Source organism: Pantoea sp. GCM10028869 (genome assembly GCF_042666835.1).
In the GTDB taxonomy this organism is placed as follows: domain Bacteria; phylum Pseudomonadota; class Gammaproteobacteria; order Enterobacterales; family Enterobacteriaceae; genus Pantoea; species Pantoea leporis.
Genome location: NZ_JBHTGO010000004.1, coordinates 44,730 through 60,607 on the forward strand (window position 1 = coordinate 44,730; position 15,878 = coordinate 60,607).

At 38.6% G+C, this 15,878-nt stretch carries 15 protein-coding genes and 1 pseudogene; 9 read left to right on the forward strand and 7 right to left on the reverse strand.

Annotated features, from left to right (window positions below):
* Positions 1-88: 88 nt before the first annotated feature.
* The 3 genes and pseudogenes from ACFQW4_RS11520 (at position 89) to ACFQW4_RS11530 (ending at position 2,086) form a co-directional block, all read left to right on the forward strand.
* Positions 89-559 (forward strand): annotated as a pseudogene (locus ACFQW4_RS11520) (replication protein P).
* 190 nt (positions 560-749) lie between these two features.
* A complete protein-coding gene (locus ACFQW4_RS11525) occupies positions 750-1,013 on the forward strand; it encodes a hypothetical protein (protein ID WP_377725442.1) in 264 nt (87 codons plus the stop codon).
* Positions 1,014-1,327: 314 nt separating this feature from the next.
* On the forward strand, positions 1,328-2,086 hold the full coding sequence (locus tag ACFQW4_RS11530; protein WP_377725444.1) for an abortive infection system antitoxin AbiGi family protein: 759 nt from the start codon (positions 1,328-1,330) through the stop codon (positions 2,084-2,086).
* A 232-nt stretch (positions 2,087-2,318) separates the two neighbouring features.
* On the opposite strand, the gene ACFQW4_RS11535 is transcribed toward ACFQW4_RS11530, so the two are convergent.
* From ACFQW4_RS11535 to ACFQW4_RS11545, 3 genes are all read right to left on the reverse strand, one after another.
* Positions 2,319-3,062 carry a TIR domain-containing protein gene (locus ACFQW4_RS11535; protein ID WP_377725446.1) on the reverse strand — a complete coding sequence of 248 codons (744 nt, stop codon included), beginning with the start codon at positions 3,060-3,062 and terminating at the stop codon, positions 2,319-2,321.
* A gap of 323 nt (positions 3,063-3,385) precedes the next feature.
* Complete coding sequence (locus ACFQW4_RS11540; RefSeq protein ID WP_377725448.1) at positions 3,386-3,676, reverse strand: hypothetical protein; 291 nt, start codon at positions 3,674-3,676, stop codon at positions 3,386-3,388.
* Positions 3,677-3,680: 4 nt separating this feature from the next.
* Positions 3,681-4,271: a hypothetical protein gene (locus ACFQW4_RS11545; protein WP_377725450.1), complete on the reverse strand. Its 591-nt coding sequence runs from the start codon at positions 4,269-4,271 to the stop codon at positions 3,681-3,683.
* A 1,608-nt stretch (positions 4,272-5,879) separates the two neighbouring features.
* Here ACFQW4_RS11545 and ACFQW4_RS11550 point away from each other — a divergent pair.
* From ACFQW4_RS11550 to ACFQW4_RS11570, 5 genes are all read left to right on the forward strand, one after another.
* Complete coding sequence (locus tag ACFQW4_RS11550; RefSeq protein WP_377725452.1) at positions 5,880-6,863, forward strand: DNA-methyltransferase; 984 nt, start codon at positions 5,880-5,882, stop codon at positions 6,861-6,863.
* 37 nt (positions 6,864-6,900) lie between these two features.
* Positions 6,901-8,490 carry an ATP-binding protein gene (locus ACFQW4_RS11555; RefSeq protein WP_377725454.1) on the forward strand — a complete coding sequence of 530 codons (1,590 nt, stop codon included), beginning with the start codon at positions 6,901-6,903 and terminating at the stop codon, positions 8,488-8,490.
* Between the two features lie 17 nt (positions 8,491-8,507).
* Positions 8,508-9,662 (forward strand): DEAD/DEAH box helicase, encoded by a 1,155-nt coding sequence (locus ACFQW4_RS11560; RefSeq protein ID WP_377725455.1) that lies wholly within the window; start codon positions 8,508-8,510, stop codon positions 9,660-9,662.
* A complete protein-coding gene (locus ACFQW4_RS11565; RefSeq protein WP_377725457.1) occupies positions 9,659-10,441 on the forward strand; it encodes a hypothetical protein in 783 nt (260 codons plus the stop codon). The genes ACFQW4_RS11560 and ACFQW4_RS11565 overlap by 4 nt, the downstream gene beginning before the upstream one ends.
* A 246-nt stretch (positions 10,442-10,687) precedes the next feature.
* Positions 10,688-11,965 (forward strand): hypothetical protein, encoded by a 1,278-nt coding sequence (locus ACFQW4_RS11570; protein ID WP_377725459.1) that lies wholly within the window; start codon positions 10,688-10,690, stop codon positions 11,963-11,965.
* Between the two features lie 185 nt (positions 11,966-12,150).
* On the opposite strand, the gene ACFQW4_RS11575 is transcribed toward ACFQW4_RS11570, so the two are convergent.
* From ACFQW4_RS11575 to ACFQW4_RS11585, 3 genes are all read right to left on the reverse strand, one after another.
* Complete coding sequence (locus tag ACFQW4_RS11575; protein WP_377725461.1) at positions 12,151-12,546, reverse strand: hypothetical protein; 396 nt, start codon at positions 12,544-12,546, stop codon at positions 12,151-12,153.
* Between the two features lie 25 nt (positions 12,547-12,571).
* On the reverse strand, positions 12,572-12,985 hold the full coding sequence (locus ACFQW4_RS11580; protein ID WP_377725463.1) for a hypothetical protein: 414 nt from the start codon (positions 12,983-12,985) through the stop codon (positions 12,572-12,574).
* Positions 12,986-13,421: 436 nt separating this feature from the next.
* Positions 13,422-14,117 (reverse strand): hypothetical protein, encoded by a 696-nt coding sequence (locus tag ACFQW4_RS11585; RefSeq protein ID WP_377725465.1) that lies wholly within the window; start codon positions 14,115-14,117, stop codon positions 13,422-13,424.
* A gap of 733 nt (positions 14,118-14,850) precedes the next feature.
* Between ACFQW4_RS11585 and ACFQW4_RS11590 the strand changes: the two genes are divergently transcribed.
* Positions 14,851-15,267, forward strand: coding sequence for an antiterminator Q family protein (locus ACFQW4_RS11590; RefSeq protein ID WP_377725467.1), 417 nt, complete (start codon positions 14,851-14,853; stop codon positions 15,265-15,267).
* Positions 15,268-15,326: 59 nt separating this feature from the next.
* Here the strand turns inward: ACFQW4_RS11590 and ACFQW4_RS11595 are convergent, their stop codons facing one another.
* A complete protein-coding gene (locus ACFQW4_RS11595) occupies positions 15,327-15,878 on the reverse strand; it encodes a DUF6037 family protein (RefSeq protein WP_293792635.1) in 552 nt (183 codons plus the stop codon).

Here is a 15,878-nt window from a genome sequence, read left to right on the forward strand (position 1 = left end):
TAAAAGCACCTTAGGTGCATAGACATGATCATCATGGCCCAAAAGTCAGGGAAAACTGGAGTCTTAGGGGGATAAGACGCATTTTTCCATTGAGAGCAGTAAGAAGCGCCAACTATTCGATGGATCCAAGCGAGTCTCAGCAAGCGGCTCTCCGTTCTGGCCATCTTCAGTGCAGTTCATCATCTGGTACAAAGACGGCGAAAGTGGTGCTGCTGGTTTGCCGGATGAACATGCATTATATGACATGGTCATGCGCTAAAGCGCGCGACGCGGTCTGTATGACTCACCAGAGGCGTACCTATGGCAAGCTAATGCCCTTTACTGGATGGTAACGAATCTCTATAGCCAGATATGCGGGAAATGCCTCAGTAAGTCAGAACTGCGTGGAAAATGCCGCACTGAACTGCATAAGATGGCCAAGCGCATTAAGGCCGGCGAATACATTCCGCCGCCTCAATTGCAGGTTGAAAAGCTGTATGTGCCAGCCAGTACCGAAAGGGCGCTGGTACATATTGGTCAAATGAAGGCATTGCTCAAAGGAAATTGTACGAAGAATTGAGGTGAACTTCCGGAACTAGCGCAGGTTATGCTAAAACTATAATGACAAGCTAAAGTATTTGCGTCTAAGTAAGAAATGCAAAAATTCATAACTATTAAACGCAGATTTGACTTAAGTTTGCTGTAAACATATCCAGTCAGCTGCATAGGGACGTTACAATCGCCCGCTCATTTAACTAAGGTCACTCAGAATGCCAATTTCGATTAAAGCGACGAAAAATACCAGCACAGGGATTAGGGGAGTACAACGTTATGGTGAAATGTATCGCTGGCGTGTTGATGCAGTTAGATTCAGGAGCCTAACGGGGCAAGATCCAACTCCTCCATTCGTTAACCGTCTTAATGAGACTAAATCTGGGTGTTTAAACTCCGGGCTTTTTAATACGATTGAGGATGCTGGTGACGATCTTTGCCGCTTCTTAAAAGATATGACGGGCGTATCATTTGAGTCTTAATTAGCTCTGTACATTGATCATTCAATGACGTCTGCCATTGGTGAGCTGAGTAAATTGTTAATCTGGGCAGTTAAAAGCTGTATTTGGAAACAATATTGCAGACTATTGATGAGGTTTTTTTTGAAAGTGATAAATGGGAGATTACAATCATCTCAACTATTTACAACAGCAATGCTAATGCCTGATTTTCAACAAAAGACCGCAGGTTGTTCAAGTTTAGGGGTTTTGATATTTACCATAGATTGCTCTTGACCAAGATTAAATCAATGGTGATAATTTGTCGTGCGAATTTCGGATGAATGTTAGAGGTAAGGATGAGCTTGCACCCTGAAATATTATTTCACTTCACTAATAAAAATGGTTTGTTAAATATTCTTCAAGATACGTTCAAAATATCATACGCAAGGGAAAAAATACAAGGTAAAAAAGAAGTAAGAGAGTTTGGCATCCCCATGGTTTCATTTTGTGACATAAAGCTCTCTGATTTAAAGGAGCATATCGATAAATATGGTGATTATGGTATTGGATTAAATAAGACTTGGGCAAATTCAAATGGACTTAACCCTGTTTGGTATGTAAATAAAGATAGCGAATTTCCTGATGGTTTCACCGCTGCATTAAACGCTTTATATCGACAAATGGATGTGATATTAGATTCAAATAAACATAAAGAATTTAATGAAACATACATGAAATTTATGGATATCTATCGATATTTGAAAAATTACGAGGGGGAACTAAAAAGAAAAGGAGAAAGTGTTGAAAATTATAGATTTGCTGATGAAAAAGAATGGAGATATATTCCTAGTATAGATGAGGAGAACGTATTGCCATTCGTGCCCATTAGTAGGATTAGAACAAAAGAACAAAAAGAAAAATATAACCAGACACTTAGCCATCTGCGGCTAAGCTTTAAACCAAGAGACATTAAATATATCATTGTAAAAGATGATTCCGAGATAAATAATCTTATCAATTATCTTAAAGTAGTTAAAGATCGATTTACACCGGATGAGGTGGCGCAATTACAAACTAGAATATTAACGACTGATCAAATAAAAAACGACATGTAGTGCTCGATTTTATATGATGAGATAATCAATTCGAATTTTACATTTTTATTGCTGTTGATCGTGTAAAACATAAGAAATGTTAGTGGTGTCGGTCATTATTAAATAATGAAGCATTGATGGATAAATCCACACTGAACCAATTGGACTGTATAACATATATTAATGGTAATAGAATGAATAAGGTAACCCCTGCCTTGGCAGGGATGGTATTTATTAACCTATAGATTGAAAGTTAAGAAGATGCATTGGAAAGTTGATTCTGTGTGAAAATGAAACCAGAATTTTGCAAACGTTGCACAAGGCGTGGCACAGTCTCCCGCACATGATCGTTAAAATTAAGATACAAAATCCCATTTGCATCGGAAGGTTGTTCTAAGTGTTGTTTTTGAAGAATTACTACATTGCTGCGGCCCAACGACGATAATAGCATCCCCATTTCTAGCACGACATTTTGTCGGGCTCTGGGTTGAACTCCAGATTCCCCATCCCTTTTTGAATACCCCATATCGTCAGGCGTTAATAATACAATGCCAAAACGGGTAGCAGTTTGGCCTTGTCCAATTTCCCGCTCAAGTTCTTCGATAATTGTTAATCCCGTCCCACCTGTATTTTGTAGAATGAAATGGTCTGGCAAACCAAGTTTATGCAATATCAATTCAAGTTGTTCTTTAGCTATATGGTCATGCCCGTGTACGATAAATATTTTTTTAGATGGTTCCGCTTGTCGTTCCGTGGTGGCTTTATTAGGCGCTGTAACAAGGCCCAATTGTGCTGCTATGGTCGCTTCAACTGAAGGGCGTTCCTGTAAATTTCCCTGTAACTGAATCGTCCTGGTTGTATAAAGATTAACTATGACCCCATTCGTTAAACGGTAACAGTCACAGGCTCCACGTACTTCGTGTTCAAAATGATTATAGCCACAATTTTTTAAAAAATCGGGGAAAGATTCTTTTGGGTGCGGATAAATGAGCGGCATTTCTATTAACTCCTAAAAGTTTTCGTTTTAAAAACCTACGGAAATACATATTGAAGCCATAACCAAATTAAGTGACCTGTCTATAAACTCACTTTAATGGTAAACGCTAGACTTGCAAGTTATTATTGGTGCACAGAATCATTCAGCTGTTAATGCGTTGCATGAGGATCCATTTAAGTAATGTTTCCAATAATCTATGAATTTAAGGGCTGTAATTGAAAGTGAAGGCTGATTTTTGTTATAAATAAATCTTTGTCAGAAATTCACACTGACTTTTAACCTTCACATCCGAAGGTATGAAGAGTGACTCCATACCTTTCAGGTTAAAATTGAAAATCGGAAGCTTGAGCTTCAAGGTATAACATTTTTAGTAAGCTATATCCACTTTCATATTCATTCACAGGGAAGAAAAAATGCCTGTCACCTTGAATCATATTTAGCCGATACAAACCAACTTCATTATTATTATCAAAAATATAATCAAGGGAAACATACATGCCATTGTAGTTTGTATTTACTAGATCACTGTTTGAATTGTAAGACCAGGTTACGCTACCTTGCCTTGTTTCGGTGAGTATCTGGTTAACAAATTTAGCAATATTTTCTGGCAGCATAATGCTACACCTCTTTGTTAGTGAAAGTATGTTTTGAATCAATCATGTTCTTTATTTCAATGATTGACTCTCGAATTTCCCTTGCTTTTTTATTTGGCATTTTTTCTTGTGGGGGAATAAATCTTGCATATTGAATGTCCTTTTCAAGTTTGTTTATTATCTCGGATTTAGTATCAAATATAATTTTGTCATCCGGCGATATAAAATTATGTGCGATATTTCTGTGTAATTTAAGTGCAAACCTGAAATTTAATGAAAGTTGACCGTATTGGTTGTTTGCAAGGTCATCAAGAGATGATTCATAATATGAAGAGCACAAATGAGATAAATGAGAAACAGTTTGATTTTTGAACCAATCAACTCTCTCTTTCATTTTTTCTTGTGTGCTTTTGCTTAATCTTATTGCATAAATAATCTCCATTACGGCAATTATTAATGCTACCAACGTAGCTACTGATGCATAGTAAGAGAAGGCTAACATGTTTGATTGAGATTCTGATATTTCTTTCTGAAATACCCAAGAGATCACACATAAAATCACACATAATAATGTGTAGAATATTCTAAACTTATTATCTTTTAATTTTTCACGCATTTCTTATTCGCTCAGATTTTTATATCCCATGTTATACAGATAGTTTACCTCAACTTCGCTACCATTAGTTCTTATCTTGGCGCTGTCGTAGTATATCGCGCTGCATTGAGAAGGTGAACATGCTTCGTTACTTTTTGTTAGTTTGATTATCCTAACTAGGTTATTAACCTCACTTTTTGAAACGTTTGCAAGAGGCGCAAAGGGCATTCTTTATTATCGGATAGGTAGAGACAACTGCTAGGAGAAAGGGAGGAGGAAGCTCGTTGACCTTACCTAGTATCACTTGGAACAATCATATAGTAATGTCGAATTCTAACCCTAACCCTGACCCTGAGCTGTTTCAGCTTGCTTCAAAAATAAATGGCGTTAGGTATTCCAGCTGTAAATGAGGTCTGGACTCTTCTAGTCCCTCCGCTGGTCATCCATGATTTCTGGGTATTAAGAATATCGCTTAAACAGCGTTCATTTAGGCTTTATACCTTCAAAGGCCTTTAAAACACCCAATGAGCTTTTTTGAGTTGGTTTGGCCGGCTGGTTTTTGTGCTACTCAACTCCATGTTCAAAGGCCCATAGATTTAGCTCACGTCGGTTAAGTTCTACATCCTTGTAGTGGATACATACGAAACAGTGCAATGCTCTCTATAATAAATGCAACATGAATGCCTGAAATCCCCGGAGCAGGCTGAACATGACCAATTCCTTGCGAAATCACCCTTCAGATAATGTACATAATCCTGCGGTACTCTACCGAGTGCATCTACAAGAAAATTCGTGGATCATGCCAAGTTCAGTGCATACGGCAGCAGAAGCCGTTCTGTCGCCTGCCTTATGGATGCATGATGAGAGCTGCGCGTGAGCAGTCTTACGCTAAGCGCATAGTAACGAGTTGTAAGGCACAGACGAGCCTTCATGTAGGCACGGTATTGCTACATACTCTTTTCCTCACATGTGAGTTCCTTTGCTTCCTCTTATGATCTGCCGTCATTATTTTTGGCTGTTAACGACCTAAACGCTAGGTTATCAAGCATGGTCTCGTCGAACATCTTTATGAGGCAGGTGTTCCCTCTACGAGCAACCCGAGCCGCTTAACTTTGAGGTTACATTACTGCCAATATGTTGCTTTAGTGAATAAGCTAGCTAAAGCTTTTACTACATCCTTAATTACTGGTGAGTGTTATTTAATTGGTATGATCGGTGTGTTTTTTATTACAAGTTGTTTGGTGATTTAAAAAATAAAATAATCACACAGGAGTTAAATAAGAAGGTTGTTCACTTTATGATCTTTGCTTGACTTGTTGCATCTGAGAACAAATATAGATTTGAAGGTTGTAAGATAAAAGGATAGATTTTGGATATTAATGTTCGATGAGTATATTTTTTATAGAGTTTCAACTTACTTCATAGGATATGTTAATTTGCAGCATTTTTTTAGTGCCATCCAACGCAGTGCGCGTTAGAATTAGAACGATAACCAAGTGGTCGTAGAACATCAGATACCGTACTCCATATTCTATGCTTTTTCTAACTAATTGAAATTAAAGGGTTTTACGGATTTGGCTCATGGCGCGGGCATGTGTTTTTTATTAACTTTTTAGAGGTGGGTCCTGAATGCAAGTTACAGATATTCTAAATCAGGCTGATGAGCAGTTGCAAAATCAAACTAATCCTTTCTCAGACAGCCCTGATACTAACCTTGCATATGAAACACAAAAAGGCAGGATGCTTTGGGGTAAGTCTGATGATATTTTAGCCAGTGGTGAATTGGATTACTTGGAAAATAAAGTAAACCTTATTTTTACGTCCCCCCCCTTCATTCTAAATAGAAAGAAGAAATATGGTAATGAAACAGGTGAGGCTTATATTAAATGGTTGTGTGATTTTGGACCATTATTCAAGAAAATGCTTACTCCTAATGGATCAATTGTTATTGAGTTGGGGAATGCATGGGAACCCGGTCAGCCTGTAATGTCTACACTGGTAATGAAAGCTCTTCTTGAGTTTCAAGAAAAAAACGGTTTATATCTATGTCAGGAATTCATATGGAACAACCCGGCTAAATTACCCTCTCCTGCGCAGTGGGTTAATATTGAACGTAGCCGAGTAAAAGACAGTTTTACCAAGATCTGGTGGCTTTCTCCAGTAACTAAACCTAAAGCTTGTAATTTGAATGTTCTGCAAGAATATAGTAACTCCATGAAAAACCTCTTGAAAAGAGGAAGTTATAATGCAGGTAAACGTCCTTCTGAACATGATATTAGTGAGACGTCATTTCTTAAAAACAATGGCGGAGCTATACCATCTAACGTATTAACTTACTCAAATACCGCTAGCAGTGATGAATACATGAACTATTGTAAGTTAAATAAAATTGCTCTTCATCCCGCAAGAATGCCAGCAGATTTAGCACGTTTTTTTATAAAGTTATTAACTGATCCTAATGATATTGTTTTAGACCCATTTGGTGGGAGTAATACAACTGGCGCCTCGGCAGAGGAATTGAATCGATTCTGGCTCAGCATAGAAGCAAATGATCAATATATAAAAGGTTCACAAGGAAGATTTAAGGATAAACTCATCAGTAGTAATTTTTGATTAAGTTCATTTTTTAAATAATCTTAAGGAGAAAAAAATGACCAAAGAAATGATGACAGACTTAACAGTTGGTTCAAGAGCGATAGATGCATATAGCCGTTTGAGCTACACAATGTGGTATGCTTTAGCTGAATTTGTTGATAATTCTACACAATCACTTTTGAATTACGAGGGGCTTATAACTGATGCATTTAAGGAGGAAGGCACAACTCTTGAAGTATCAATTGTTCATGACAGAGTAAACAAGAAAATAACAATAGAAGATAACTCAATTGGTATGAACTATGAAGCATTGGTAAATGCTCTCAAAATTGCAAATCCAACGAAAGATAGCCGTGGTCGTTCAAAATATGGAATGGGTATGAAGACTGCTGCATGCTGGATTGGATCTTATTGGGAGGTTACGACTTGTGAATTAGGTAGTGGAGAAGAATGGACAGCAAAAATTGATGTGAATGGCATTGCAAACGAAAATGCTCGAGTACCACTAAGTATGAATGCTGTCAGTAATGACAAGCATTTTACTCGTATAACTATAAGTGGTTTACGAAGAGTTATACAAAAAAGAACAGAAGAAACAATAAAAGATTATCTCGGTTCAATGTATATGTTCGATCTGAGAAGAGATTCAAATGGTAATGTTGGATTGAAGTTAACTTATAATGGAGAAGAGGTTAAACCTCCTGAAGAAAATGAATGGGATACTGACCCTTCCGGCACAGTAATGAAGCGCGACCTAAAGAAAATAATGATAGATGGCAAAGAGGTTTCAGGTTGGATTGGTGTTTTACGTAAAGGTGGAAGAAAGTATGGTGGCTTTTCACTCTTCCAAAATAGTAGACAAATTCAAGGATTCCCTAATGCATGGAAACCAAGTGTGATTTTTGGTGGGGTTGATTCTGAAGGTGCTAATAACCTTGTGGCTCAAAGATTGACCGGGGTGCTATTATTAGATGGCTTTGGTGTTTCTCATACAAAAGATAAAATATTATTCGAGAACAACGAAGAAGATCAACTGGAACAATACCTTGTTAATGAATGTAAGGATTTTGCTGATTATGCTCAAAGGAGAAGGGGAGGAAGTGAAGGTAAAGGTCCAAAATGGACTAAAGACCAGGTAAGAGATTTGGTTAAAGATATGCATGATGAATTTGTAAGTCCGGAAATCCAAGACGCACTTAATAATGCTTCTTTACCTCCTATAGAAGTCTTGAACTCAAACAATCTTCAACAGGTGAAGTCATTAACAAAAGAAGACGAAATAGGTCAAATAAATGTATTGCATGATTTAAAGGTTATAATTTCACTGAAAGAAACAAGCACATATGAGCCACATGTGACTTTTTCACCGGGCGCTAGTTCTGATGTTATCCATGTTATCATCAACGGACTGCACCCTTACTATCAAACATTAGAAAGTAAAGATCAAATTCATGAATGCATTCAACAATACATCTATGATGCTGTTGCAGAATTTAAAGCAAGTAGACTTATTTCACGAGTTAACCCTGATAGTGTTAGGTCACTTAAAAACAACCTATTAGCCGCTAAAGCACATCAAATGGATAATGCGGATTTTGAAGTCAGAACAAAAGAGCAAACTGAACTATTTAAAGATGAACATTAATTTGAGGAAATTTAATTATGCCTAAAGTTCCCCCCCGAGGTTGGCAAGTAGAGGCTCTAAATAATTGGGTCGAGACGGGTTATAGAGGAATAGTAAGTGTTGTTACTGGAGGGGGGAAAACAATTTTCGCGCTGTCTTGTATAGATAAGCTTAAGCCTACTTCGACTTTGATAGTCGTTCCTACTACTGCACTATTAGAACAATGGTGGGAAGAGGTTTCTTCATATTTTGATTTGGATCTGGATGAAATAAATATACTCTCCAGTTCATCTTCGTTCAAATTAGGTACAATAAATTTAGCAGTAATGAATACAGCAGCCAAGTATTCTTCACAGTTGATTGGTAAGAATGTATTTCTCATAGTAGATGAATGTCATAAAGTGGCATCTGACTATTTTAGCGATATCCTAAAAATAGATATGTTTGCTTCCCTTGGGCTTTCAGCCACGCCGGAAAGACAGTACGATAATAAATTAAATGAGATTTTAATACCTTTATTGGGGCCCGTTATTTTTAATTACGACTATGGCGATGCCCTAAAAGATGGTGTTATTGTTCCATTTGAACTTAGAAATATTGTGTTCGAGCTTGAACCTGAATGCCTGCAGAAATACGAAAAGGTCAGCAAATCTATTGCTCGATCAATAAGTCAAAATGGCTTAGATGCTGAAGAAACAGTAGCTTTGTTTTTAAAGAGAGCAAGAATACTTAATTTGAGTATGAACAGGATAAGATTGGCTCTAAAAATTGTGGCTGCGAATAAGGGTAAAAGGACGTTAATTTTTCATGAAGATGTTGAGGCATGTTCACTCATTTATGAAGTTCTGAAGGGTTACGGCATTGAAGCAGGTATATACCATTCTAAAATGTCTTTAAAAACTAGAGCTGAAACACTCAAGTTTTTTAGAAGTGGAAATCTTGATGTTTTAGTAACTTGTCGAGCATTAGATGAAGGGTTTAATGTTCCGGAAACCGAATTAGGAATAATTGCTGCAAGTACGGCAACGAGGCGACAAAGGATTCAGCGGTTAGGTCGTGTCGTAAGACCAGCTAAAGGAAAAACTGGAGCTATAATCTATTCACTTGTAGCTACTGGGCCAGAAGTGCAAAGATTAAAAGATGAAGAAGAGTTTTTGGATGGATTAGCTGTCGTGAAATGGAGTAAAGGATGAAAAGAATATATCTTGAAAGCAATGATATAAATAGTACTTATTTTCAAGTTGACCCAACTGATTTTTACGAAATTGACTTCGAAGCTAATGTTGTAAAAGCAGTTAATAAGTTATTTCCTGAATACTTCTGCAATGTCTTTTCCGGTTCATTTATTTTGGATGGTGATCGTAGAACTCCAGATTTAGCATTGATACATAAGAGTTTCTCTCATTGGTTTGTGGTGGAGGTTGAATTAGCTGGGCATTCTTTTAGTGGACATGTTTTACCCCAGGTGAGATGTTTTAGATATGGTGAGCCAGAAGCTAGTTGCATTAACAGTTTACATCGTTCCTTTCCGTTTATCAGCCCCTCACAACTTCAAACTCTTCTACTTTATGTACCACGCCACGTACTTGTTATTGTAAATTTAAGTCTCAAGGAGTGGCATGAACAACTAAGAGGGATGGATATTCAACTTCTTACCGTTTCTGTATTTAAAGGGAGAAATGATGTCTCTGGTTACGAGATCGAAGGAACATTATCAGTGCATACAGAAAGTATAGGCTTTGCTTTATATAATGCTATGGACAAATGTTTAAAAATTAGCAAATCTTGTGGTTTGAAACCAGGTGTGATACAGATAGTTGATCAGTTTGGTGTTTCATCATTATGGAATGTGCAGGAATCATCAGGAATTTTATGGATATCAAAAAATTCTGGGATTAGTTTGCTTGAACATAAGAGCTATGTACAATTAGTTAAAACGTATGATGGTCGCATAATGTTAAAACCCTCTTGAATATGGTTGTGCTAACCCTGATTGTAAATGCTTAATCGAATGTGATTGTAATGGTGGTTATTTTAAGTTAAAGCCATATGGGGGGCGTTTTGCATGTGGCTTGGCTCTATCTTGATCAACCTTGATTAATTTTGATATGATGATTATGTGTTTATATATTTTCGCGTGACATTATATTTTCTTTGTAATCAAGGTTTAGAATGTGTTTTTTAATTGTTATTTCATTGGTGCGATTCGGGGTTTTATTTGAGAGGCCTATTATCGAATAGAGATGTTTTATATAAGCTGGTTTGGTCAAAGCCTGCTCATGAAATAGTCGCTAACTTAAAGATAAGCGAGCAAAAGCTTATTGCCAGATGCATTGAACTCCAAATACCCAGACCTTTGGAAGGTTACTGGCGCGCAGTTGAGAAAGGTGCTGCGCCACCTGTTCCTTCTTTGCCCCCTTACAAGCTCAAAGAAAGTACCCATCCCCACACCCATTCTCATGAATTGCTAAATGCTGAAGTCGAGAGAGAGAAGCCATTACCTGCTGGTTTAAAGTCCAGTCGGAAGGCCAGGCCAAAATCGCCGTCTCGTTCCATGCTGGGAGCTCAGCTGTTTTTCGCCACCAAAGCGATTTTGCTCAATTCTCCAATCACTCAATTAGGTTATTACAAGCCTTCAAAACGCAAACTTCTCGATGTGAATGTATCCGACACGGGAATGAGCGCAGCTGAGGCATTCCTTCTGAAGCTGTTTGCTGCAGTAGAAAAAAATGGCTTTCTTGTCAGGCTGGCGGAGATGAATGAAAGCCTGAGAAGAAGGGATATCGCTGTTAGTGAGGATGGCAGTAGGGAGTTCCTTTACCCATCACTCTGGAAGCCCTCCAACGAGAGCGTCATCTGCATAGATGGATTGAATGTGGGTTTCTCGCTGGTGGAGATGACCGAAGATGTGCCTACTAAGGAGGTGAAGGGACGTTATGTACGAGATGAAAAGATGATCGACTGGTCTCGAGGTAAAAACTCAGCTCACCTGGGTTACTACAGCCGGCGACACATACCCTGTGGGCGATTCCGTTTTCAGCTTTACTCGCCCTATGAACCTGATGGCTGGCACCAGGTTTTCACACAAACAAAAAGCTGTGGCCTGATAAGTCAGATACCCCAAATGATTAAAGCTCTGCGGGCTGCTGTACCCATTATGAAGAAAGAAATCGAGGCGCAAAAGGAGCGTGCTGAGGCACAGCGGTTGCGTCTTGAGCTGCAGATAATCGAGTATGAAAAACGCGAAGTTATTCGGCGGAATGAAGAGGCCTATACAAACAGCGTCAGTGAACTGCAGGGCATCATGGCCAAGTGGACCGAGGATATGCGGGTAGAGCAATTCTTTATTGATGCTAAGAGGGATATACAGAACTGTGACCCGGCTCTGCAGGATAAGCTGAGAGAACGTCTCAAGGCCGCGAGGGATTTCATGCAGGGTGAGACTGCACTTCAGCGCCTGCTGAAATGGCGCACACCGGATGAGCGGTTGAAGTGAGGCGACAGTAAGCATTTTACTATTTCTATTGTCCCAGACAATGATACTGGCCCTTATACAGACTCCTCATTCATCATGCCAACTCATCGTTACTGGTCAGTTATGACGGCCATGGCTTTTAAAGCGTGAGAGGGGCATCAAACGAGGTTCCAAAAAAGAGAAATTATTGCATTCATTAAACTGTATTAGCCAAAAATAATTACCGTCAAAACCAGGACTAAAGCTGTGAGAACCATTGCCAACATTGTAAGTAAGGCACCTCTTAAAATTTCTTTCACAGCTTTTATTTTTTTAATCTCTTTACGTTCATGTAAGACTAATTCTTTGCAGTCGACGACCTGATCTGTATTTTCAACCATTGCACGGTGAATTGTGCTTTGAACTATATTTTCTGCATAAATTTCATCCGCAGATTTAACAACTACAACATCACATGCGTCCAGCAAGTTGAATGTATCAGGAGGCTCATAGTCAAGGTTTAAATGTTGGTGAACCATTTGTACGGGGTCATTATAGTTACAAGTACTCAGCATGATGGCAGAAAAAATCAAAGTCACGTCAATCCATGTTGATAGCATCATTATCAGTCAATTTCTGATATTCATGCTACGCAGCAAAAAAAATTGTCGAAATGCTCTTAGCTACAATAACGGTCAGAGCTGCAGCGTATGCTAATGAAACGACGACCAACAGGGTGCTTGCACCTACTAAAGCTACCGTTTTCACTTTCGAAAAATCTTTCCTTTCTATGGACGTGATATCGTCAAACTCGATAACCTGTCCCGTAGTCGAAATGATTGCGTGAAGGTTGATACTTTGAACGGTAACCCTGTCCTTACTGCCATCTTTGTGAGTTAACTGAATAACATCCCCTGCATAAACAGGAGGGTCGGTCTTATAATAAATATAATGATTTTTTAACTGTTGCTGCCGTAGGTTTACGGCATGATAAGAAGTACAGCCACTTAGCGTAAAGGTAATAAATATTAACGTCGCGACAATAAATTTTGATGTCTTCATTCGTTATTTCTGCTTGGTAGTTAATGCTGTTTGGAAAAATGGCAATGTTGTATTAATTAGTCACATAAGGAACATGTGAATTTGGAACTGGTTGCTATTATGAGCTTGGTTGATTTCATTTTTCTGATTTTTTATCCCTTGGTGAACTTATTAATGATGAGAGGTGAGTACGTAGTTGCTGAAGATTGTATTTTATGGGGTGAAGTATTTCATTTATATTGACGGTGCTGCTTGTTGTCATTGATGTTTTTAATGTCATTGGATGGGGGTGTTCATAATGAATGTAGTAGCAGTTGATTTATTTAAGAGCTTCATCAATATTTCGGGGGCGGTTTTTAAAACAGTTTGGGCAGGCGACTCACTCTTATGATGACGCCTGTGATTAAATGCCACTGCTTTGGAATTGTTATTTAATGTATCACTCTTTTTTCATGAGTTATCGTGCGTAAAATTTACGGCGATCGCGACAATATTCGACAAACTGCTCAATGTCAGATATATGATACCCAAGAAATCGACCGACCCGTCGAATGTGATCCTCATCATAGTGATTAGTGGTACGGTTCAGTTCTTTTCTGAGCTCTTTTGCACTGAATTCATATCCGTGTAAGTAATAGATAACTCCTTGACCATTTTTATAATCCAAGCGGTTTAGTTCTATTTTTAACGGGTTGTTGATGAATTCAATAGGTAACGAATATTCAAATAAAGCTAAGTGCTTCAGACCTTTATGCATCAATACATATTCACATCCATCATGGGGTTCAATGCCTGTGGGAATAAAGAGATCCTTGCACATGCTTTTTGAAACCTTTTCCTTTAAGCGGGCATCGTTAGGTTCACTTAAGGCCCCTGAGCCTGCAGTCATGAAATTTATATAGTCCAATTCCATTTCGGAATAGAGGTTTTTTAATTTTCTTGCCTTGTCCTCAGCGCCTAATCTAAAGAAAATTAACCCCATTCCAGACGCGAACTGGAGTGTGCCTAACTTTATTTTTTTAGGGTTTCTGATGAATATAAGAGGTATGTATTTAGTAAAAATTGCGCAATCGCATTTTTTTAATGCAATTTTGTAATACTTCACCTCATCGATGGTTGGGAAATCTGAGTCTGTAAGTGAATATTGTGTCATAGGTCTTTCTCCAGAGTAAAAAGGGGGATGTTATGTGTTATCATTATTCTTCTCCTCAAATGCTAATATGGATAAGTAGTTAATAGCGATGTTGATTACAACACTCAACACCATGATTATTTTTTCTTTATCTGGGTATAAAAGGCAAAGCTTCATCGCAACGTTATATAACGTGTAAAATGTTGAAGCAAAAAGCCACCCTTTAATTCCAATCTTAAGCATCTCAATTCCTCCGCATAGTTCACCTCTTATGGCTAAAAGAACTCCCTCACCAAATTTTGTGAGGGAGACACAGGCTAAGTGAGTTTTAAGGCTATGCCTCTCTAGCCCGGGCATTTGGCCAGTTATTGCCCGTAGGCAGTAAAAATAATATGGGATTTATTGTCATCTGGGTGTGAATCTTAAGCATAAATGTATGTGTAAATGTATGGAAATGCGTGATTAATATGACATTTTATTAACCATCCCAAAGGTAAAGCTGAAAGTGATTTTTTCAGATTAATTAATTTTTATTTTTTCGTGGGTTGATTAATCTTTTAGATTGTTGAGAATCTCTTTCGAAGTTAGCCATTGTTAATCGTGGGGCTAATATAGAAACATCGCATTTGAAACTAAGCTCTATGAGGTTGAGTCTTCCTGATAAAAAAATTTAATGCTCGGTGCTGATTAGCAATACAGATGGAGCATTAAATGTTTTTTCGTTCTTAAGGGTAATGAGAAAAGGGGCATATAGATGCGAGATATTCAGGAAATGCTGAAGCGATGGGGAGCATGGGCGATGAATAACCCCGAAAAAGTGGTGTGGTATCCGGTCGCTGCTGGATTTAAAGGTCTTTTCCCGAAAAGAAGTGCTTCACTTCCCCAGTGCTGTGATGAAGATGCGCTCATTATTAGTCGTTGTGTCGCAAAATTGCAGGCAAGAAATGAAGACCTGCACGACCTGCTGGTGGACTATTACGTAATGGGGCATACATTCATGAGCCTTGCGCGAATACATCAGTGCTCAGATGGCCACATAGGGAAGAAGATGCAAAAGGCAGAAGGGATGATTGAAGGTATGCTTGTGATGCTTAACGTATCACTTGAGATGGACCGGTATGTGCAATACACACCGCGCCCAAATCATTCTGAAACGTCTTTACGTACGTAAAAGTCAGCGTATTCTGTCAATAATGCGATTTCTGAGACCGCACTTGTTCTGTCTCTGCGTTAATTTTTCTTATCGTGTACAGTCCAGCAACTACTGATATTTCTGTCCAGACAGAAATCAGAGATTAGCTTGCCAAACGCGCGATAAGTTTTATCCAGGTTTTTTTCACTGACATGGCTACTGCTTCCATTATTTCTCCAGTGACTAAAAAACACCTTCGCCCCGTCATCGACAATTTCCGCATTCTGATTCGTTGGAGCAGAAGGCTCTTTCGTGCTTTCGATTGAGGACGGTATATGTTGGGCGAAGTGGCCCAGAAATTTTGACGGTCTGAAGGGATTAGCAGGATCGTAGGTCAGACCAAGCGCTTTACATAGATCTGAATATGCGGACTCAGGTTTTATAACCGGGGCCACGTCATAGCCCTGGCGGACATCGAGAATGAAGCTGCACTTATGACCTATCGCACCGAAAAGCAGTTTATATGGCGTGCGGTCAGTGAAAAAGAGCACATCGAAAACGACGTTGTTGTGACGATATTGAAATTGCGTTCGTGTGACGTTATTCGCGCGCATGCTTGCGTGAAGTGAACGAAGGCCCTCTAGCTGCAT